At 63.2% G+C, this 20,716-nt stretch carries 15 protein-coding genes; 12 read left to right on the top strand and 3 right to left on the bottom strand.

The window, feature by feature from the left end:
• The first annotated feature begins 6 nt into the window (after positions 1 to 6).
• The 8 genes from NCR39_RS27530 to NCR39_RS27495 all read left to right on the top strand — a co-directional run bounded on the left by NCR39_RS27530 (position 7) and on the right by NCR39_RS27495 (position 14,461).
• Positions 7 to 2,943 carry a bifunctional glycoside hydrolase/polysaccharide deacetylase family protein gene (locus NCR39_RS27530; protein WP_250455835.1) on the top strand — a complete coding sequence of 979 codons (2,937 nt, stop codon included), beginning with the start codon at positions 7 to 9 and terminating at the stop codon, positions 2,941 to 2,943.
• Positions 2,918 to 6,757 carry a tetratricopeptide repeat protein gene (locus NCR39_RS27525; RefSeq protein ID WP_250455833.1) on the top strand — a complete coding sequence of 1,280 codons (3,840 nt, stop codon included), beginning with the start codon at positions 2,918 to 2,920 and terminating at the stop codon, positions 6,755 to 6,757. Before NCR39_RS27530 ends, NCR39_RS27525 begins: the two co-directional genes overlap by 26 nt.
• 35 nt (positions 6,758 to 6,792) lie before the next feature.
• Complete coding sequence (locus NCR39_RS27520) at positions 6,793 to 7,323, top strand: penicillin-binding protein activator LpoB (RefSeq protein WP_250455831.1); 531 nt, start codon at positions 6,793 to 6,795, stop codon at positions 7,321 to 7,323.
• A gap of 6 nt (positions 7,324 to 7,329) precedes the next feature.
• Entirely contained in the window at positions 7,330 to 8,775 is a 1,446-nt protein-coding gene (locus NCR39_RS27515) for a PelD GGDEF domain-containing protein (RefSeq protein WP_250455830.1), read from the top strand.
• Between the two features lie 67 nt (positions 8,776 to 8,842).
• Positions 8,843 to 9,817: a tetratricopeptide repeat protein gene (locus NCR39_RS27510; protein WP_502800289.1), complete on the top strand. Its 975-nt coding sequence runs from the start codon at positions 8,843 to 8,845 to the stop codon at positions 9,815 to 9,817.
• 14 nt (positions 9,818 to 9,831) lie between these two features.
• A complete protein-coding gene (gene pelF / locus NCR39_RS27505; protein WP_250455918.1) occupies positions 9,832 to 11,379 on the top strand; it encodes a GT4 family glycosyltransferase PelF in 1,548 nt (515 codons plus the stop codon).
• Between the two features lie 36 nt (positions 11,380 to 11,415).
• Positions 11,416 to 12,786, top strand: coding sequence for an exopolysaccharide Pel transporter PelG (gene pelG, locus NCR39_RS27500; RefSeq protein WP_250455826.1), 1,371 nt, complete (start codon positions 11,416 to 11,418; stop codon positions 12,784 to 12,786).
• A 226-nt stretch (positions 12,787 to 13,012) separates the two neighbouring features.
• Positions 13,013 to 14,461 carry a tyrosinase family protein gene (locus NCR39_RS27495; protein WP_250455824.1) on the top strand — a complete coding sequence of 483 codons (1,449 nt, stop codon included), beginning with the start codon at positions 13,013 to 13,015 and terminating at the stop codon, positions 14,459 to 14,461.
• Positions 14,462 to 14,521: 60 nt separating this feature from the next.
• Here the strand turns inward: NCR39_RS27495 and NCR39_RS27490 are convergent, their stop codons facing one another.
• Entirely contained in the window at positions 14,522 to 15,424 is a 903-nt protein-coding gene (locus NCR39_RS27490; protein WP_250455822.1) for a LysR family transcriptional regulator, read from the bottom strand.
• A 122-nt stretch (positions 15,425 to 15,546) separates the two neighbouring features.
• Here NCR39_RS27490 and NCR39_RS27485 point away from each other — a divergent pair, with 122 nt between their 5' ends.
• From NCR39_RS27485 to NCR39_RS27470, 4 genes are all read left to right on the top strand, one after another.
• On the top strand, positions 15,547 to 16,551 hold the full coding sequence (locus NCR39_RS27485; protein ID WP_250455820.1) for an aldo/keto reductase: 1,005 nt from the start codon (positions 15,547 to 15,549) through the stop codon (positions 16,549 to 16,551).
• A gap of 129 nt (positions 16,552 to 16,680) precedes the next feature.
• On the top strand, positions 16,681 to 17,694 hold the full coding sequence (locus NCR39_RS27480; protein WP_250455818.1) for a zinc-dependent alcohol dehydrogenase family protein: 1,014 nt from the start codon (positions 16,681 to 16,683) through the stop codon (positions 17,692 to 17,694).
• A gap of 73 nt (positions 17,695 to 17,767) precedes the next feature.
• Positions 17,768 to 18,079, top strand: coding sequence for a hypothetical protein (locus NCR39_RS27475; protein WP_250455816.1), 312 nt, complete (start codon positions 17,768 to 17,770; stop codon positions 18,077 to 18,079).
• Positions 18,080 to 18,251: 172 nt separating this feature from the next.
• Entirely contained in the window at positions 18,252 to 19,949 is a 1,698-nt protein-coding gene (locus NCR39_RS27470) for an FAD-dependent oxidoreductase (protein ID WP_250455814.1), read from the top strand.
• 16 nt (positions 19,950 to 19,965) lie between these two features.
• Here NCR39_RS27470 and NCR39_RS27465 read toward each other — a convergent pair whose 3' ends face one another.
• Together NCR39_RS27465 and NCR39_RS27460 are read right to left on the bottom strand one after the other, a co-directional pair.
• The gene (locus NCR39_RS27465; RefSeq protein WP_250455811.1) at positions 19,966 to 20,235 is read right to left on the bottom strand and encodes a hypothetical protein; all 270 of its coding nucleotides are present in this window, start codon (positions 20,233 to 20,235) and stop codon (positions 19,966 to 19,968) included.
• 151 nt (positions 20,236 to 20,386) lie between these two features.
• Complete coding sequence (locus NCR39_RS27460; protein WP_250455809.1) at positions 20,387 to 20,704, bottom strand: hypothetical protein; 318 nt, start codon at positions 20,702 to 20,704, stop codon at positions 20,387 to 20,389.
• Positions 20,705 to 20,716 lie beyond the last annotated feature (12 nt).

Below are 20,716 nucleotides of genomic sequence, written 5' to 3'. Positions count from 1 at the left end.
CGCCTGATGTCCGCCTTCAACGGCGGCATATGGCGATCCCTCGCGGCCATCCTCGCGGCAATGCTTGCGATGACGCTCTCCGCGCGCGCCGATGAACCCGCGCACGAGCCGTCCATCGCGCTCTTCTATGGTGCGCCGGTACCGCTCGGCCAGTTGTCGGCGTTCGATGCCGTGGTCGTCGAACCGGACAGCGGCTTCATGCCATCCACGCATGCCGCCGATTCGCCGCCGTCGAAGTGGTTCGCTTATGTGAGCGTCGGCGAAGTGACGCCCGCGCGCGCTTATTACAAGGACATGCCGTCTTCGTGGCTCAAGGGGAGCAACGCGGCGTGGGCCTCGCGCATCGTGGATCAATCGGCGCCCGGCTGGCCGCAGTTCTTCGTCGACCATGCGATCGCGCCATTGTGGGCGCGCGGCTATCGCGGCTTCTTTCTCGATACGCTCGATTCATATCAGTCGATCGCCCATACGGACGACGAACGCGCGCGTCAGCAGGCGGGCGTCGTCGCGGTCATTCGCGCGATCAAGGCGCGCTATCCCGAAGCGCGGCTCATCTTCAATCGCGGTTTCGAACTGATGCCGCAAGTGCACGACCTTGCGTATGCGGTCGCGTTCGAGTCGCTTTATCGCGGATGGGATCAGACGAAGAAGCGCTATGTCGCCGTGCCCGAAGCGGATCGTCAGTGGCTGCTCGCGCAAGCGCGCACGCTGCGCGAGCAATATCGCTTGCCGGTGTTGTCGATCGATTACTGCGCGCCTGCCGATCGTGCGTGCGCCCGCGATGCCGTCGAGAAGATCAGCGCGCAAGGACTCATACCGTACGTGACGGATGGCGCGCTGCAAACCGTCGGCACGGGGCCCGCGCGCACGACCGTGCCGGCGCCGCAAGGCATTTCACGCGGTAACGTTCCGCGCACGATCCTCGTCGTGCAGGACGTTCAGCCCGGCGCCAATCTCAATGTGACGCCCGGCGTGCGTTACGTATCGATGCCGCTGAACTGGCTCGGCTATCGCGTCGAATTCGCGGATGTCGCGAAGCCGCTTCCCGAAGGCGATTTGTCGGATCGATATGCAGGCGTCGTCGTGTGGCTCGACTATCCGGTGCCGGACGCGTCGGCGTTTCGCGACTGGCTCGAAGCGCAGATCGATCACCACACGCCCGTCGCGATGCTGACGACCTTCGGCATCGACGTGAACGGCGATCTCGCGCGCAAGCTCGATCTCGTGCCCGTTGCGGGGCGTGCAGGCAAACGATTGCGCGTCGAATCGATGGATGCGTCGATGATGGGCTTCGAAATGCAGCCGCAGCCCGATCCGCACGATACGGCCAACGTCCGCGCCGGCGAGCATAGTCATTCGCTGCTGCGGCTCGCATCGGCGGATGCGGGCAACGACTTCACCATCGACGGCGCCGCGATCACGCCGTGGGGCGGCTACGCGATGCGCCCCTTCGCGGTCTTCGACATGCCGATGGCCAATCAAGCGCGCTGGGTTCTGCAACCTATCCGCTTCTTTCGCGCGGCACTGCGCTTGCCCGACGACATGCCCGCCCCCGACCCGACGACGGAGAACGGACGACGCCTTCTGATGACGCACATCGACGGCGACGGTCTCGCCTCGCGCGCCGAGTTCGACGTGAACGGCGGACAGATGAAGGCATCGACGGCCACGCCCCCGCAATATTCCGGCGATGCGCTCTATCGCGTGATTCGCGAATTCGGCTTGCCGACGACTGTATCGGTCATCGAGGGCGAGATATCGGACGAAGGCCCCTATCCGAAGGATGCGCCGCGCCTGCGGGCCATCGCGCGCGAATTGTTCGCACTACCGAATGTTGAGATGGCGAGCCACACCTACACGCATCCGTTGCAGTGGATGCGTGTGACGGGCCTCGGCAAATCGAGCAGCGACGACACCGCCGAGGGCAGCAGCCGCGCGAACTACAACGGCTTGTCCATCGACATCCCCGGCTATCGTTACAACACGGACCGCGAAATCGAAGGTTCCATTCGCTATATCGACACACTCGCGCCCGCCGGCAAGCGCGTGAAGGTAATGCTGTGGAGCGGCGACTGTCAGGTGCCCGCGAGCGTCATCGAAGCGGCGGACAAGGCAGGCGTCTACAACATGAACGGCGGCGACACGCTCATCACGAAGCGATATCCGAGCTGGGCTGCCATTGCGCCGCTCGGCGTGAACAAGGACGGCTTCTATCAGGTGTTCGCACCGAATCAGAACGAGGAGCCGTACACCGCGCTCTGGCAGGGACCGTACTACGGTTATCGGCGCGTGCTCGAAACGTTCGAGATGACCGAAACGCCCATCCGCTTCAAGCCGGTCGATGTCTACTACCACATGTTTTCAGGCACCAAGTACGCATCGGTGAAGACGCTGTCGGATGTGTATCGCACGTTGTCGGCGCAACCGTTGATGCCCGTGTATGCATCCGAATACGCGCAAAAGGTGCTGGATTTTCAGCGCATGGAAGTGTCGCGCGATGGCGGCTTCTGGCGCATTCACGGCAACGGCGCATTGCGCACCGTTCGGCTGCCCGCAGGACGCGTCCCCGATCTCGCGAGCGCAGAAGGCGTGATCGGCTATCTCGCGGGACCGGGCGGCGTGTATGTCCACTTGAGCGGCGCGGATGCGCGCTTTCGCGTGATCGATGCAACGCGCGCCGCGAAACTGCCCTACCTCGCTGAAGCGAACGGCGTCGTGAATCGTTTCGCACGCACGGCGCAGGGCTTTTCGTTCGATCTCGCATCGCATGTGGCGCCGCACTTCGCCATCGGCGGCGATGCGCACGCGGGCGCATGCATCGTCAAGGCGAACGGCCGCACGATCGCGCCCGCCATCGCACAGGGACGGCGCGTGTATTCGCCGAGCACACTCACTCGCAACGGACCGGATATCGTCCATGTCGATGTCGTCTGCGCAACCTGATCGCCAGCGGCTCTTTTCGCCGTTCGTCATCGCGGCTTTCGGGCTGCTGGTGATGCTCATGCTCGTGCTCGCGTTTCCGCGCGAGCGTCTGCGCGAGCGGCTGCTTCAGGGCGATCGCGCCGATACGCTTTCCGTCGCGTATCTCGAAGCGTGGCTGCGCATCGAACCGGATAACGCCGAAGTGCTGAGCGAACTCACGCGCGAGTATCTGAAGGTTCAACGCATCGCCGATGCCCGCAAGATGCTCGCGCGGCTGTCCGTGTCGGGCGATCCCGAAGTGCAATCGCGCGCGCTGAAGGTGCGCATCGATCTCGCCGAAGCGCAGGCGTATGCATTGAATCCCGCCGATCCGAAGCGGGCCGCCCGGCTTGCCGAACTCGATGCGCTGCTCAAGCAGGCCGTCGACAAGCCGTGGGATGCGGCGCAACTCGAAGCGTTCGCGGCGAAGGCGCGTGCGTTGAACGATGGCGCACTCGCGGGCCGGTATTACGAGCGGCTCGCGCAAATGCAGCCGAATGAGGCATCGCGCTGGCTCGTGCAGGGCGCGCAACTCAAACTTGCTTCGGGCGATCACGCAGGCGCCGCCGATGCGTTCTTCGCCGCGCAAACGCATGCCGCGACGCGCGACGACGAACGGCGCTTGTTTCTCTCGGGCGTGCAGGCATTGCAGGCGGGCAATCGTCTTGCCGATGCGCTCGCCGCTGCAGAGGCGCACATCGGATCGTTGGAACGCGATCGCGAAACCTTGCGTTATCTGACGAGGCTAGCGCTGGCGGCAGGAAGGCCGGATATCGCGGATCGGTATGCAAAGCGGCTATTGGATATGTCGTCGCGCGATGGCGCAAAAAGTGGCATACGTCATGCACTATTTGCTGCGCACGCAATCGAACGCATCGGCAAGAAGCAGGCATCGCATGCGATGCTTTGTGCGCGCACTTGCATGAACGCCGACGCGCAATTCGATAACGGGTCCACGCAACGCATCGCCGCGACGGACTCTTCCGATACCGCCGACTACGAACTCGGCTTCAAGGTCTTCCTCGCGAACGGCGATCTTTCAGCGGCACAACGCATTGCAGAGACCGTGGTGAATCGCGATCCGTCGTCGATCGAATGGCGCGAACGCCTTGCACAAGTCGCCGAATGGAATCACGCGCCGGACATTGCGCTCGCGAACTATCTCGTGCTCGCGCGCGCGCACAACGATGACAAATACTGGAAGCAGGTCGAACGCCTCGCTCCCGCCTTGGGCGATAACGACGCGATGCTCGCCGCCGCCATCCACGAGTCCGACCGTGCGCCCGGCGATATGAAGCAGCTCGATCGCGTTGTGACCGCATACGAAGCCCAGGCCGACCCCGACGCCGCCTTGCGCTTTCTGCAAGCGCGCGCGCACGGCGCGTATCGGCGTGCAGTGCTGGAACGCTATGCGCGGCTCGCCGAACGCAAGGGCGACGACGATCTCGCCATGCAAACCTATGAACGCCTGATGAGTGAGTTCGGACCGGATCCGGCCTACGCGCTCAAGCTGAGCCTCATGTATTACACACGCGCCCGCTTCGACCGTTCGCTCGCCGTGCTCGATGCCGCGAAGTCCCGTGCAAACGCGCAAAACGGCGATTTCTGGCGCTCCTACGCGATGATCGCAACGCTCGATCAGCAAGACCGCAAGGCGCGCGAAGGCTACGACACGCTCGTCGAAGGCGGACAGGCGACGCCCGATGACCTCGCTTCGATGGCCACGCTCTACGAAAACGAGCCGCTGGAAGCAGGACGCATCGCGGAATTCGCGTATCGGCAGACAGGTCGCGAGCGCCTGCTCGAACTCGCGATCTACGACTATCTGCGCGCTCACGCAATCGCACGCATTCGCGCATTGCTCGCATCGCTCGATCCCACCGAGCGCGCGGAAGCGGAGCGTTCCCCGCGCTTTCTTCTCGCGCGTGCGCAGTATCTACGGCGTGCAGGCGATCCCGATGGCGCGCTCGCCGACACGCGCGCGGCGCTCGCCATTGCACCGGGCGATCAGGAAGCGCGCGCCGCGTTGATCTGGGCATTGAACGAGCGCGGCAGCAATGCGGAACTGCGCGCCGTGCTCGCGCGCCACGCACGCGAAGCCGAACACGACGGCGCGTTGTGGGCGCCCTATGCGGCCGCGTATCTGCGGCTCGGCAACGCGCGCGGCGCGCTGCACATGATGCACAAGGAGGCTGCATCGCGTCGCGACGATCCGCTATGGGCGCTCGGCTACGCGGATGCGCTCGAGTTGAATGGCCGTATCGACGATGCCTGGCGCGTGCGCAACGCCGTGTGGCGCAAGCAAATGGCGCTGCGTGCATCGGGCAAGCAGCCAGCCGGCCTCGACGATGAGCAGCGTGAAGACCTGCGCGCGCGCATGGTCGGACTGACCGATTCGTTCGCGGGCGGCGACGCATCGCGGCAAGTGCTGATCGAGCTGCTACGCGCGGACGTGAACGATGACGGCAGCGCTCGGCAGACGAGCGACGCATCGACCGATGACGTGATGCAAAGCGTCGCGCATCGCGAAGAGAAGAAGCAACGCGTCTATTCCGCAGTGGCGCGCGAGGCCGCGCTCGGCTGGCTGCAATCCCACGACGCGTACGATGCCGAGAGTCTCTGGCTGCTGCGCCAGTACATCGACAGTGCAACGCGCCCTGTCTATGCCGAAGTGACGATCGCGCTCGCCGAGCATGATCGCGCGACGCTCGACCGTCTGCTCGATACCGAAGCGGACTGGATTCCGCGCCAGAATCGCCTCGATGCGGAAGCCGCGACCGGCCGCTTCGGCGACGTGCAAACGCATGCATACGAACAGCAGTTCGCGTTGCCCGACGATGAAATCGTGAATCAGATACTGCGCGAGCAATTGCTGCGTAACGCACAGGCGATTGCACCGCACTTCAGGGTCGTCGATCAGGGCGGCTTGTCTTATACGGAGACGGGTATCGGCGCGGGACTGCGCTTGTCGCCGACGCAATCCCTCATGCTCGATTACGCGGATCGCAATCAGCACGGCGACGCCACGCTCGTCAACGTGCCGCGTCACGACCGGCAGTTGTCGCTTGCGTGGCGGCATCTCGGACTCGACGACACGGAACGCGTGAGCATCGGCCGCCGCAATGCGCTCGACGATTTCACGACGTATCGCATCGAAGGCACTTTGTTCGAACAACGAAATATCGGATTCAACTATGCGCTCGGCATCAATCAGGCGGCGACGGAAACGAGTCAGTTGATTGTCGGCGGGATGAAGGATCTCGCGAGCGTGGGCTTCAACTATCGGCCGGACCCGCATGTATTCGTGGGCGGACGCGTGGAATACGACCGCTTTCATGGACAAGATAAGTCGTTTCTCGGCACGGGCACGGTGGTCGATTTCAATGCGGGCTACAAGCTGCGCGTCGATTATCCCGACTACACCATTCGCGCCGTCGTGACGCATGGGCAATACAGCGCGTCGGGCAATCCCGGCGGCCAACTCGCGCGCCTGTTGCCCGCCGGCACGCCGCTGACCGCGCGCCAGTTCATGCCGCAAACGTTCACACAGGAAGGCGTGTTGTTCTCTTTCGGCGGCGATCTTCCTGATGGTTATACCCGCGCCTGGCGACCGTTCTTCGCCGCAGGACCGCTTCACGATTCGAACCAGGGCTGGACCGCGCAAGTGCGCGTGGGACTCGCGGGCAGCGTCTTCGGCAACGACCAGGCGCTCGTCTATTACGAGCATGCGGGCGCGACGGCCGGGCGCACGCAGGCGTTCACGGAATATGGCGTGCGCTATCGCTGGCTCTATTAATGGCGCATACACGAAGGCATGCAGAGGAAATAACGATGAGAACGTCACGACGATTCATATTGAGCGCCGCAAGCATCGCACTTGCGCTGAATGCGTGCGCGGTGGTGGACCGCAGCGATAGCGCCGCCGCCGCGCTCGACAGAAACGCGAGCTGGACCGTGCTGCCTATCGCCAATCGCACGGAAACGCCGCAAGCGGGCTTGCGCGCGTCGGCGATTGCGCAGAGCCTGCTTGCATCGGGCGGCGTGCAAGTCACGCGCTATCCCGACACCGGCGACGAAGAAACGCTCTTCGACACCGCAAAACCCGATGCAAACGCGAAAGCGCTTGCGTGGGCGCGCTCGCAGAACGTGCGCTATGCGCTGACCGGCACGGTGACGGAATGGCGCTACAAGGTCGGCGTGGATGGCGAGCCGGCCGTGGGTCTCACCTTCGATGTCGTCGATGTCGCGAGCGGCAAGGTCGTCTGGAGCGCAGCGGGCAGCCGCACCGGATGGAGCCGCGATGCGTTGTCGGGCGTCGCGCAGAAGCTCGAAAAAGAGCTTCTCGGCACATTGACGAAGTAGCCTGCCATGCGCGCCATCGAAGGCAAGGGCAAAGCATCGGGCGATGCGGACAACGCCGCCAAATCGCGACGCACGCGCGCCGCGCAAAGCGGACAGTCCGTCGCGCGCGACATGCCATGGGCGCGCGTGTTCGCGCCATCGGACATCTCGCGCAGGCGCGCTGCGTTCATCGCGATGGAAGTCGTCGTCGCGACCATCGCGCTGCTCGTCGTGTGCCGCTTCGTCGATCCCGCCGATCCTTTGCTCGTACGCACCGGCTTCGGATGGGTCTGGCTCGTGCCCGTGGTCTTCGCGCTGCGTTACGGCACGCTCGCGGGCACGGCAAGCGCTCTCTTGCTGCTGCTCGCGTGGTATGCCCCGCAATGGCTTCCCGGCGCGCACGGCCACGCCGCATTGCCGTTTCCCGGCGGCTTCTTCTTCGGCGGCTTCGTGCTCACGCTGTTGTGCGGTCAGTTCGGCGATATCTGGATCGGCCGTCAGCGACAAGCGCGCATCGCCAACGACTATCTCGCCGAGCGTCTATCGATCCTCACGAAGAATCAGTTCTTGTTGCGTCTCTCGCATGAACGGCTCGAACAGGATGTGCTCGCGCGGCCCGCTACGTTGCGCGACTCACTCGCGCGGCTTCGCACGCTCGCGCTCAACGACGAAGACGACGGTCCGCTGCAAGGCGCCGCGCGCTTTTTGAAAACTGCGGCGCAAGCGTGTCAGCTCGAAACCGCGAGTCTCTTTGCATGGACCGGCAACGCTGTGGCGCATACGCCCGTTGCAAGCGTGGGCGAGCCCTTCGAACTCGATGCGAACGATCCGCTCGTCAGCGAGGCGCTCGACAAGCTCGTGCTGACGCATCCCGAAGCGAATGCGAACGATGCCAACACGCGTTATCGCGCGGTCGCGCCATTACTCGATGCAGGCGGCCGGCACGTTGCGCTGCTCGTGGTCATGCGCATGCCGTTTCTCGCAATGACGCGCGACAACTTGCAGTTCCTGCTCGTGCTGTGCGGCTATTACGCCGACAGCGTGCGTCATGCGGAAGTCAGCCGCTCGATTCTCCAGGCGTTCCCGCGCTGCCCCTACGATTTCGCGCTCGACTATGCACGCCTCGTTCATCTGCTGCGCGATACGGGCGTCGAGTCGTCGCTCGTCGCGCTCGTGTTCGATACGACGGAGTTCGGCGCGTCGCTGCATGAACACGTGCTGCGCATGCGGCGCTCGCTCGATGCGCAATGGCCTATCGTGACGCCGAAGCATCGTGTCGTGCTCACGCTGATGCCGCTCTCCGGCGAGAGCGCGGTCGCGGGCTATCTGTTGCGCATCGAAGAGAACCTGCGCGCGCAGTTCGGCGCGGACTTCGAATCGGCACACGTCGCGACGCATGCAATGCATCTCGACGCCGATGCACCCGTCGACGCGCTTCATGACTTCCTGAGGCTGTGTCATGCAGAAGACTGAGCGCGCCGCGCGCCGCGTCATCGTCGCGCTTGCGTGGCCGGCGGCGCTCGCTGGCGTCGTCGTGCAGATGGTGGTGTTCGTGCTCGCATCGCGCGGCGGCGACCCGACGCGCGTGCTGCTCTCATGCTTGGGCTTGCAAGCGGTTGCAGCCGCGCTCATCGCGTTTGCGTGCTGGCGGACCTTGCCGCGTCGCTATCGCTCGAAAGGCGCATGGATTTATATCGGATTACTTAATTTCGCAGTGCCGGTGGGCGGCGTGCTGGCCTCTGTCGGCGCGATGGTGCTCGCGGTGGCGTTGCCGCGCCGCGTGCTCGCGAGGGACATCGCCTACGTCGAAGAGCCGGAGTTCGCCACGCATCTGATCCCGCACGTTTCATACGGACGCGGCGCGCGCCTCAAAGCCGAGTTGCAGAACGCCGAAGGCATCACGTCGTTGCGCATGACCGCCCTTCTCGCGATGCAGTCCATGCCCGCGCACACCATCAGTCCGCTTTTGCGCGGCATGCTGGCCGATCCGCTCGACGATATCCGCCTGCTCGCCTACGGCATGCTCGACAGTCAGGAGAAGCAGCTCACGCAGCGCATTCTGGCCGAGCGTCCGAAGCTCGCGACCGGGCTTTCGCCGAGCGAACGTCACGAGGTCAACAAGACGCTCGCCGAACTCTATGGCGAGCTCATCTACGCGCATCTCGTTCAGGGCGATGTCTACCGCAATGCAGCCGATCAGGCAGATGCCTACGCCGCCGCCGCGCTCGACATCGAACCGTCCGAGGCCGCGCTGTGGCGCATGCGCGGAAGGCTCGCACTGGATCGCGGCGATCTCGACGCCGCCGATACCTTGCTCGAACGCGCGATCGAGGAAGGCTTCGCACGCGATCGCATGCTGCCTTATCTCGCGGAAGCCGCTTATTTGCGGGGCGATTTCGCGCGCGTGAAGACATTGCTCGCACAGATGAGCCCGTCCGCGATCCTTCCCGTCATGAGGCCCGTGCTCGACTATTGGCGCGGTTCGCTCGCCACGCTTCGTAAAGGCTCGACATGAACACCGTTGCCGATATGCCCATCAACAAGGCGTGGCCCGCGCTCAGCACGGACTTGCCCAAAGCGCCGCGCGCCGATGTCGTGCTGTTGCTCGAAGGAACGTTCCCGTATGTGAGCGGCGGCGTATCCAGTTGGGTCAATCAGATGATCCGCGCGTTTCCCGATCTCACGTTTGCATTGTGTTTTCTCGGCAGCCGTCCGCAGGACTATCCGAAGGCGTCGTATGCATTGCCCGACAACGTCGTGCATCAGGAGAATCACTTTCTCTATGACTTCGAAGCCGCGCCCGAAGCCGCGAAGCGTCGGGGCGACCGCATGGCGTTCGCGCAATCGGCGGAGCTTCACGAAGCCATGCGCAATCCCGCGATGCGCGCCGCCGCGGGTTCCATGCTGCGCGACATGCTGAGAGACCTTGCACCGGATGGGCGCTTGTCCGAGCGCGAATTCCTCTACTCGCGCGAGGCATGGAACTACGTGACGCAGCAGTATCGCGAGCGCTGCACAGACCCTTCGTTCGTCGATTACTTCTGGACCGTGCGCGTGATGCACAAGCCGCTATGGCTGCTTGCACGCATCGCGAACGGACTGCCCGATGCGGGCGTGTATCACACGGTATCGACGGGATATGCGGGCTTTCTCGGCGCGCTCGCGCACTTTCGGACCGGGCGGCCGCTGCTGGTATCCGAGCATGGCATCTATACGAAGGAACGGAAGATCGATCTGTTCCAGAGCCAGTGGATACGCGACAACCGCAGCATCTTCGAGCGCGATGTCTCGCAAGTGGGCTACTTCCGCGATCTATGGGTGCGCTTCTTCGAGACGCTCGGGCGCGTGTGTTACGACGCCGCCGACGACATCATCGCGCTCTATGAAGGCAACCGTCAGCGACAGGTCGCCGATGGCGCGCCCGCGCAAAAGACCGCGAGCATACCGAACGGCGTCGACCTGCCGAGGCTTTCGGCGCTACGCAGCAAGCGCGCGTCGGGCGTGCCGAAGACCTTGTGCCTCATCGGCCGCGTGGTGCCGATCAAGGACATCAAGACCTTCATTCGCGCCATGTTGACGGTCGTGCGCAAGGAGCCCGATGCAGAAGCATGGATTGCGGGCCCCGAAGACGAGGACATCGAATACGCCCGCGAATGCCGCAGTCTCGTCGAAAGTCTCGGGCTTCAGGGCAAGGTCAGGTTTCTCGGCTTCCAGAAGATCGATGAGCTGCTGCCGAAGTGCGGCGTTCTCATACTTAGTTCGATATCCGAAGCATTGCCGCTCGTCGTACTCGAAGGCTTCGCGGCAGGCGTGCCTTCGGTGACGACGGATGTCGGCTCGTGCAGGCAATTGATCTATGGCTTGCCCGGCGATGACGCGGCGCTCGGGGCCGCAGGCCGCGTCGTGCAGATTGCCGATCCGCTCGCGCTCGCCGATGCCGCGCTCGATCTGCTCGACGAAGACAACTGGCGCGCGGCGCAAGCGGCGGGCATTGCGCGCGTCGAACGCTTCTACACGCAGGAACGGATGGTGGGCGCGTATCGCACGCTGTATGACCGGCTCATTGGCCGCGAATAACCGAATAACCGAACCACGAGAGGCAGGGGAATCGTCATGGCGGGAATCGGCTTCGAACTGCGCAAGATGCTTCGGCGCGACACGCTGGTCGGCCTCATGCAGGCGTATGCATATGCGGGGCTCATCAGCGCGGGACCGTGGATTCTGTCGATCATCGGCATGTTGTTGATCGGCATTCTGAGCCTGCCCTTCGTGTTGCCGACGGGACTCATCACACAGTTCCAGGTATCGGTCACCTATTTGATATCGCTCTCGCTCGTGCTGACCGGACCGCTGCAACTCGGCTTCACGCGCTTCACGTCTGATCGTTTGTTCGAAAAGCGCGGCGACATGGTGCTCCCGAACTATCACGGCGCGGCGCTCGTCGCGACAATCGCCGCCATCGTGCTCGGCGGACTCGCGGCCGTATTCCTGTTTCCGGCGCAGTCCGCCGCATATCGAATGCTGATGCTCGCGGGCTTCGTCGTGATGAGCAACATCTGGCTCGCGACCATCTTCCTCTCCGGCATGAAGCAGTACACGTCCATTTTGTGGGTGTTTTTCGTCGGCTACACGCTGACGGCGGGCGCCGCCATCACGCTCAACATCTTCGGACTGACGGGACTGCTCGGCGGCTTCGTGTTCGGGCAAACGGTGCTGCTCGCGGGACTGCTGACGCTGATCTATCGCGACTACACGAGCGAACGTTTCATCTCGTTCGAATTCTTCTCGAAGCGATATCGCTATCCCACACTCATGGCGACGGGCTTTCTCTACAACCTCGCCATCTGGATCGACAAATTCATGTTCTGGTACGCGCCGGGTACGGGACAGGACGTGATCGGTCCGCTACGGGCATCGATCATCTACGACATCCCTGTGTTTCTCGCGTACTTGGCCATCATTCCCGGCATGGCGGTGTTTCTGATGCGCATCGAGACGGACTTCGTCGAGTATTACGATGCGTTCTATGGCGCGGTGCGCGAAGGCGCTTCGTTGCAGCATATCGAACGCATGCGCAATGCAATGGTGGAAGCGCTGCGCAATGGGCTATACGAAATCGTCAAGGTGCAGGCGACGGCGGCACTATTGCTCTTTGCGGTCAGCACGGCGCTGCTGGGATGGCTCGGCATCTCGGCGCTGTATTCGCCGCTGCTTTATATCGATGTGATTGCCGCGAGCCTTCAAGTGCTCTTCATGGGTGTGATCAATGTGTTCTTCTATCTCGACAAGCGCCGTGTAGTGCTGGCGTTCGTTTCATTGTTCGTGGTATCGAATGTCGTGTTGACGGGCGCGACGCTTGCAGCAAACCCCGGGTGGTACGGATACGGCTTTGCAGGCTCGCTGCTGATCGTGCTGCTCGTCAGTCTCGCGTGGCTCGACCGCAAGCTGGAGATGCTGGAATACGAAACGTTCATGATTCAATAGTGGATTGCCCGTATTGCTCACGAAGAACGTTCGTTCGGAAATCCGTTTGTACGCTAGCACACACAATTTCGTTCGCTATTCTAAGTAGTGGATTGAATGTTAGGTAACCTCGTCCATACTTGATCTGCTCATTGTGGAGGGCACCACCGCTGCGCCGCCCTTGCGGCATCGCAGCGCAAGCCAGTCGCTCGTTCCACCTGGCCTTTCCACGTTCACGAGGCTCCGTATGGAATCCACTTCACTCAAAAGGCGCGCGTTCGTCAAGGGAACGGCGTCAGCGCTCGCGCTCGCATCCTTTCCAGAACTCGGCGCTGCCGTCACTCCGGTCATCCGGCTCGAATGGCAAGCGTTCAAATCGACGCCCCACTACGCATCGTTTCTCAACGCCGTGCGTACGATGAAAGGCGTGACCAATGCCAACTCGCCCACATCGTGGCAATACTGGGTCAACGTTCACCTCAATTATTGCCCGCATGCCGAACCGTACTTCATGGCGTGGCATCGCGGATACATTTACTATCTTGAACAGCAGTTGAAATCCACTTCGGGAGATACGGGACTCACCCTTCCCTACTGGGATTACTACACGTATCCGGTCATTCCATCTGAATTCACCGACACCGCGAGCGGCAATCCGCTTTACGTATCGCGGCAGAATACGAATGTGTATCAGGCGCTCGATCTGAGCCCGTTCGCTTCGACCGTCGTCAACATGCAGCGCGGCACCAAGAACGCTTTCGAGACGAAGCTGGAGAATGCACCGCACAATCCGGTGCACGACATCATCGGCAGCTACATGGGTGATATCTCGACCGCGCCGATCGATCCGATCTTCTATCTGCATCACTGCAATATCGACCGCTTATGGAACGCATGGGAGCTTCGTTCGACGAGCAAGGTGCCTGCGGCCAGCAATAGCTACTGGAACGGCAGCTTCACGTATGCGAGCGGCCTCACCATGGCGAAGTCCAAGACGCGCACCGTGGCGGGTCTCGGCTACGACTACGCCAACGACACCATGCCGAAGACGCTGCCGCCACAGGCGCAACGGGGAGGAATCGTGCGAGTACAGGCGCAGATATCGGCGATAAGCGGGCGTCCGCCGGTCGGCAACTTCACATCGAGCCCGGGCCGCAGCATTTCATCGACGCGCCGTTCGCTGGGCGGCGCAAAGGGCGTGCGTCTGGGCAATGCGTCCGTGAGCGCGCTCATTGCACTATCGTCGTCGAACGCGACGTCGCTGAAGGACACGCTCGCTGTATCGCCGGCGGCGAGCCCCGGCGATTCGCTCGAGACGCCGCAAGCGGTGGCGCCGGGAAAGGCATCGTTTCGTTTCGTGAAGCTCGTGCTGGATGGCATCGCGCTTTCGGCAGCGGCGCAGAACGGCGGCTTCTTCTATAACGTCTATGTGAATCTGCCAGCAACCGGCGATGTCGATTCGGTCAAGGCCGATCACTTCGTCGGCACGGTCGGCGCATTCGAGATCTCGACGATGAAGCATCACCGCATGAACATGCTCTCGTACGACGTGACCGAGCAACTCGCGCGCGGCGGTCTCGGCAATGGAGGTCAGATCGTGGTCTCGTTCGTGCGCATCAGCGGTCTGAATTCGCCGAGCGGCGACGCGGTGTCCGTCGACGAAGTACGCGTGGAACTCGGCACGGACGCGCCCTGAGCGCGAGCATCGATACGACGCGGCTCGTCATCTTCAATCGATGACGAGCCGCTTCTTTCGTCACGCACGCGCATTCTCCGCACGAATGAAATCGACGAATGCGCGCAGCGGCCCCGGCATATGCGCGCGGCTCGGGTAATAGAGCGACGGCCCCGGAAAACTCTGCCACCACGGTTTCAAAATCGGAACGAGCGCGCCGCGTTCGATTTCCGCGCGCACGAATTCCTCGAACGTATAAGTGAGTCCGAGTCCCGCGAGCGCGGCGCTTCGGCTCAGTTCAATGGATGTCGTCGCCAGCGGCCCGCGCGGCGCAATGCGCATGACTTTGTCCCCGCGCTTGAATTCCCACGACGCGAGCACGCCGCTTTCAAAGCGATGCCCGATGCATGCGTGATTCACCAACTCACGCGGATGCTTCGGCTCGCCATGCAGAGCGAGATAAGCCGGCGCCGCAGCAGCGACGAAGCGCTGCGTGCGCGGACCGATCGGCACCGCGATCATGTCGCGCTCGATACGCTCGTCGTAGCGGATGCCCGCATCGAAACCGGCGGCGAGCACATCGATGAAGTTATCTGTTGCGCTGACTTCGAGCGTGATGCCCGGATGCGCGGTGAGAAAGCGCGGAATGATCGAGGGAAGAATTTCGCGCGACGCGATGGTCGGCACGTTCAGACGCAGCGTGCCCGTGGGACTGTCGCGGTACACGTTGACGGCATCGAGCGCGCCCGCAATCTCCGCGAACGCGGGCGTGAGCCGTTCGATCAGCCGCTCGCCCGCCTCGGTCGGCGTGACGCTGCGCGTCGTGCGGTTCAAAAGGCGCACGCCGAGCCGCGCTTCGAGCCGGCGCACCGCATCGCTCAATGACGATGCCGACACGCCGCGCAACAGCGCCGCCTGACGAAAGCCGCGGGCGCGCGCCACCGCGAGATACGCGTGGAGATCGGAGACATCCGGTTCGCTCATTGTTCGCCTCGGCGCACAGCCCATTCGAATTGAGGCGGATTATCGCACGGGCATTTCGAACACATAATGCAATCCAACGCCTGCACATGCGGGCCAACCGGAACCTCGAAAGGAGATCGAACATGGAACAACGACCGCTGGGCAAGACCGGACCGCAATCCTCCGCCATCGGGCTGGGCTGCATGGGCATGTCGGGCATGTACGGGCCGTCGGATCGCGCGGAAAGCATCGCGACGATCCACGCGGCGCTCGAAGCGGGCGTCACGCTGCTCGATACCGGCGACTTTTACGGCATGGGCCATAACGAATTGCTGATTGGCGAGGCGTTGAGAACCGCGCCGCCGTCGCGCCGCGATGCCGCGATTCTCAGCGTGAAGTTCGGCGGCATGCGCGAACCGGGTGGCAACTGGACCGACTACGACGCGCGTCCCAACGCAGTCAAGAACTTCCTCGCCTATACGTTGCAGCGCCTGGGCGTCGAGCACATCGATATCTACCGCCCCGCTCGGCTCGATCCGAAAGTGCCCATCGAAGACACCGTCGGCGCGATCGCGGACATGATCCAGGCCGGCTACGTGCGTCACGTCGGGCTTTCCGAAGTGGGCGCAGCGACCATTCGCAAGGCGGCCGAAGTGCATTCAATATGCGATTTGCAGATCGAGTATTCGCTGATCTCGCGCGGGATCGAGGACGCGATTCTCCCCGCGTGCCGCGAACTCGGCATCGGCATCACGGCGTATGGCGTGCTGTCGCGCGGGCTGATCAGCGGACACTGGACGAAGGAATCGGCGCAAGCGGGCGACTGGCGCGCGCATAGTCCGCGCTTTCAGGACGGCCATGTCGAACGCAATCTCGCCCTCGTCGATGCGCTCGCGCAGATTGCGCAAAGCAAGGGCGTGAGCGTTGCGCAGATCGCGATTGCGTGGGTGCTCGCGCAGGGCGACGACATCGTGCCGGTCATCGGCGCACGGCGGCGCGACCGCCTGAGCGAATCGCTGGGCGCGCTCGATGTCACGCTTTCCGCCGATGAACTCGCCGCGATCGAATCGGCCGTGCCGAAGGGCGCCGCATCCGGCGACCGCTACGCCGCCGTGCAGATGGCGCATCTGGATAGCGAGAAGCGTTGAGCGTGCGCCGGGCGCGCATCGAGCCAGCATGGAGCGGGTCCGCCGGTTGCAACGCACGCGGCGTTTGCATTTTGCATGCATCATGCACATCGACCGATTCATTGCCGTCATCCGGCGAAGGAGAACTTCATGAAGGCATTCGCTATCCGCGCGCCCGGCGGATTCGACAAGCTCGAAATCCGCGACATCCCCGATCCCGGCGCGCCCGGGCCGGGCCAGATTCGCGTCGCATTGCACGCGACATCGCTCAACTTTCATGACCTGCTGGTCGTGAGCGGCAAGAGTCCCGCCGCCGATGGCCGCGTGCCGATGTCCGATGGCGCGGGCGTCGTCGAAGCCGTCGGCGATGGCGTCACCGAGTTCAAGGCCGGCGATCACGTCGTCTCGTGCTTCTTTCCGCAGTGGGCCGATGGCCTGCCGCAAGCGGAAGTGGGCAACTTCGCGGGCACGCCGGGCGACGGCATCGACGGCATGGCGGCGATGCACGTCGTGCGCGCGGCCGGCGCCTTCACGCATGCGCCGCGCGGCTGGAGCCACACCGAAGCGGCCACCATCACGACAGCCGGCCTCACCGCATGGCGCGCGCTCGTCGTCGACGGCGCGCTCAAGGCCGGCGATACCGTGCTCGCGCTCGGCACGGGCGGCGTATCGATTGCGGCGTTGCAGATCGCGAAGGCGATGGGCGCGCAAGTGATCGTCACGTCGTCGTCGGACGAGAAGCTCGCGCGCGCGAAGGCGCTCGGGGCCGATCACGCCGTCAATTACCGCACGCACGAGAAATGGGCCGGACCCGTGCGTGAATTCACCGGCGGGCGCGGTGTCGATCACGTGATCGAAGTCGGCGGGCCGGGCACGCTCGCGCAGTCGATCGAAGCGGTGCGCGTAGGCGGTCATATCGCGCTGATCGGCGTGCTGACGGGCCGCGAAGGCAACGTGCCGACATCGCTCTTGATGGCGCGTCAGGCGAAGCTGCAAGGCTTGATCGTCGGAAGCCGAAGGCATCAGCAGGACTACGTGCGCGCGCTGGAAAGCAACGGCGTGCGGCCCGTCATCGACCGGACGTTTGCCTTCGATGCCCTGCCCGATGCGTTCCGGCATCAGCAAAGCGGCTCGCACTTCGGGAAGATCTGCGTGGAGTGGTGATGCGACAACGCGGTCGCGCCGGGCGGCATGCGCATTGCAGTGCATCGTGGATCGACATAACAAGGAGTCAACCATGATGTGCAAGCGCACGCGACGTTTCGTATCGATGCTCTCGGCCGCTGCTGCTGCGGCCGCCTTCGCCACCGCGCCTTCTCTCGTGAGCGCGCAGGCCGCGCCCGGCAATCAGCAGCGCAACGAAGGCTTCGGCGTGCGCGGCGGGCAGTCCGGACAAGCCGGCCAGGGCGCGAGCCCGCAAGGCGGTCAAGGCGGCGCGACGCAAGCCGGCACGCCGCCCGGCCAACTGAAGCGCGAGGAAGAAGCGCGTCAGCGCGGAAAAACGGGATCGGCGGGATCGTCGGGCGCGTCGGGCACGGGCGCGAAGTAGCGGCGCATCGCGCATTCTTTCAACTCATGCGAGCGCGTCTTTTCACGCGGATTACATTTCGGCCACCGCTCTCCTATGATGAGGAAGCGCGCTCGTCGCAACGACGATGAATTAACGGCTTCAACTCAAACTCACGCGCGCTGCTCCCATTCATCGGCGGAGAACAGCCTTCATGAGCATGCGTTCGACCGAAAGCGAAGCCGCATCCGACGATGCATCCCTCGAAGACGCCAGCGTGCGCGATCATCCCCGATACGCGCAGATGTTTCCCGTGCTCTCCGCCGCCGACATCGACCGGCTGCGGCGCTTCGGTCACACGGAGCATCATGAAAAAGGCACGTTTCTGTATCGCGCTGGCAGTCTCTGCCTGGGCTCGTTCGTGCTGCTGTCGGGCAAGGTGAGAATCGTCGCGCGTGAGGGTCTGCTGCGCGAACGCGTGATTCATACTTACACGCAACGCGGCGAATTCACTTCGGATGTCGCGCAGTTGTCGAACAAGCCCGCCGTCGTCGATGCGTATGTGATCGAAGATGTCGAAGCCATTCTCCTGCGCCCCGATGCGCTCAGAGCCGTGATGGTCGCCGAAGCGGATCTCGGCGAGCGCATCATGCGTGCGCTCATCCTGCGGCGCGTGCTCGTCTTCGAACGCGGACATGGCGTGGTGCTGGTGGGCGCATCGGGCAGTGCGCGGTTGCGGTCGCTGCAAAACTTTCTGAGCCGCAATGTCTTTCCGAGCATCACGCTGGATGCCGAACACAACGCGGACGCCCTCGCGCTGCTCGAACGCCTCACGCCGCAGCCCGACGACTTTCCGCTCGTCGTCTGCCCGAGCGGGACGGTGCTGCGCAATCCGGATGAAGGACAACTGGCGTCGTGTCTCGGGCTCGTTCCCGAGTTCGATCCGGCGCATGTGTACGACACGCTGATCGTCGGCGCGGGTCCGGCGGGACTCGCTGCGGCCGTGTATGCGGCGTCCGAGGGATTGTCGGTGGCGGGCATCGATTGCCGCGCGCCCGGCGGACAGGCGGGCAGCAGTTCACGCATCGAAAACTATCTCGGCTTTCCGACCGGCATCACGGGACTCGCGCTTGCGGGCCGCGCCTTCGTGCAGGCGCAAAAATTCGGCGCGCATATCGGCATTCCATGTGAAGCCGACGCCTTGCATTGCGATGCCGGTCCGCTCGCCGTCGAACTGCGCGATGGCCGGCGCGTCGCCACGCGCACCGTGGTCATTGCGAGCGGCGCGGATTATCGGCGTCCGGATGTCGATGGCCTCGCGCGTTTCGAAGGCAGCGGCGTTTATTACTGGGCCACGCCGATCGAAGCGCGGCTTTGCCGCAAGGAGCCGGTCGCGCTCGTCGGCGGCGGCAATTCGGCGGGACAGGCCGTGGTCTTTCTGGCGTCGCACGCGGAGCATGTTCACATGTTTTTTCGCGGTCCGAGTTTGAAGCACAGCATGTCGCACTATCTGATCGAACGCATCGCGGGATTGCCGAACGTGACGCTGCATGCGGGCACGGCGCTGACTTCGCTGGATGGCGATGCCCGTCTCGAACGTGTGCGATATCGCGGTAAAGATGGCATCGAAAACGCACTGGATACGCATCATCTGTTCGTCTTTATCGGCGCGCAGCCGAGGGCGCACTGGCTCAAGACATGCGGCGTCGCGCTCGACGCTAAGGGCTTCGTACTGACCGGTGCCGATGTTCCCGGCAGCGACGCCCGCGCAATGTCATTGCAAACGAGTATTCCCGGCGTATATGCAATTGGCGATGTGCGTTCCGGATCGATCAAGCGCGTGGCGTCGGCTGTAGGCGAAGGCGCGGCTGTCGTCGCACAGATTCACGCTTATCTCGCGGTTCATGCGTGAGCGATGTCACTCGACGTCAATGAGCACCGGCGCACGTATCGACGCCTTCGAGTCCGCGCGCACGCTTGGCCGCCTCTAGTCGAGCCTCGGCAGCCTGCAGGTTGCGCGGATAATAAAAGTCCTCTTCCCAGGGTTGATAGCCCACGCTTTCCAGTTCGCGCAACTCACACAACTGATACGCGCGCGCCGCCGACATTTGTGCAGACGATTGACATGCACTGAGCACGAATAGCCCTGCCGCGACGACGGCCGCACGAAACGTTGGACGAAGCGCGAAAGCATGCACAAGAATTGCTCCTCTCATGGCGTCGTCGCCAGTTTCAAGCGGCTCTTTTCACGCTAGCCCCGGCAATGTTGTTCTCTTTCAAGCCGCTTCTTTGCGTTACGACAAGACAGAACCCATCCTTAGCGTACGCCTTTCCCGTCAGCTAAAGGGCCTATAAATGATGGTGTAGTCGAGAGTAACGATCATGGTCATCAACTGTGTCCATTGCGGCAAGCTGTATTTTCTCGATAGCGAGGATCGCAAAGTCAAGACATGCCCCGTGTGTGGCGCGGAAGACGCCGAGTACGTTGCAATGACGATCTTCTTCGCTCAAGCAAGCAGTGACGCGCTGCCTGTCATCGGCAAGGGACAGGAAACGCATCGCCCGCATTCGTGAGTTTCCTGGCGTGAGCAATTTTTTTAGGCTCGTGGCTTGACGCATGGCGCGCCGGAGAGAATCGCCGATAGACATCGCGTGAGTGATGTCCATCGGCGTTTTTAT

It is taken from the genome of Caballeronia sp. ATUFL_M2_KS44, assembly GCF_023630965.1.
GTDB classification, from domain to species: domain Bacteria; phylum Pseudomonadota; class Gammaproteobacteria; order Burkholderiales; family Burkholderiaceae; genus Caballeronia; species Caballeronia concitans.
The sequence above is the reverse complement of the archived record's forward strand: the minus strand, read 5'-3'. Positions and strand labels throughout refer to the sequence as shown.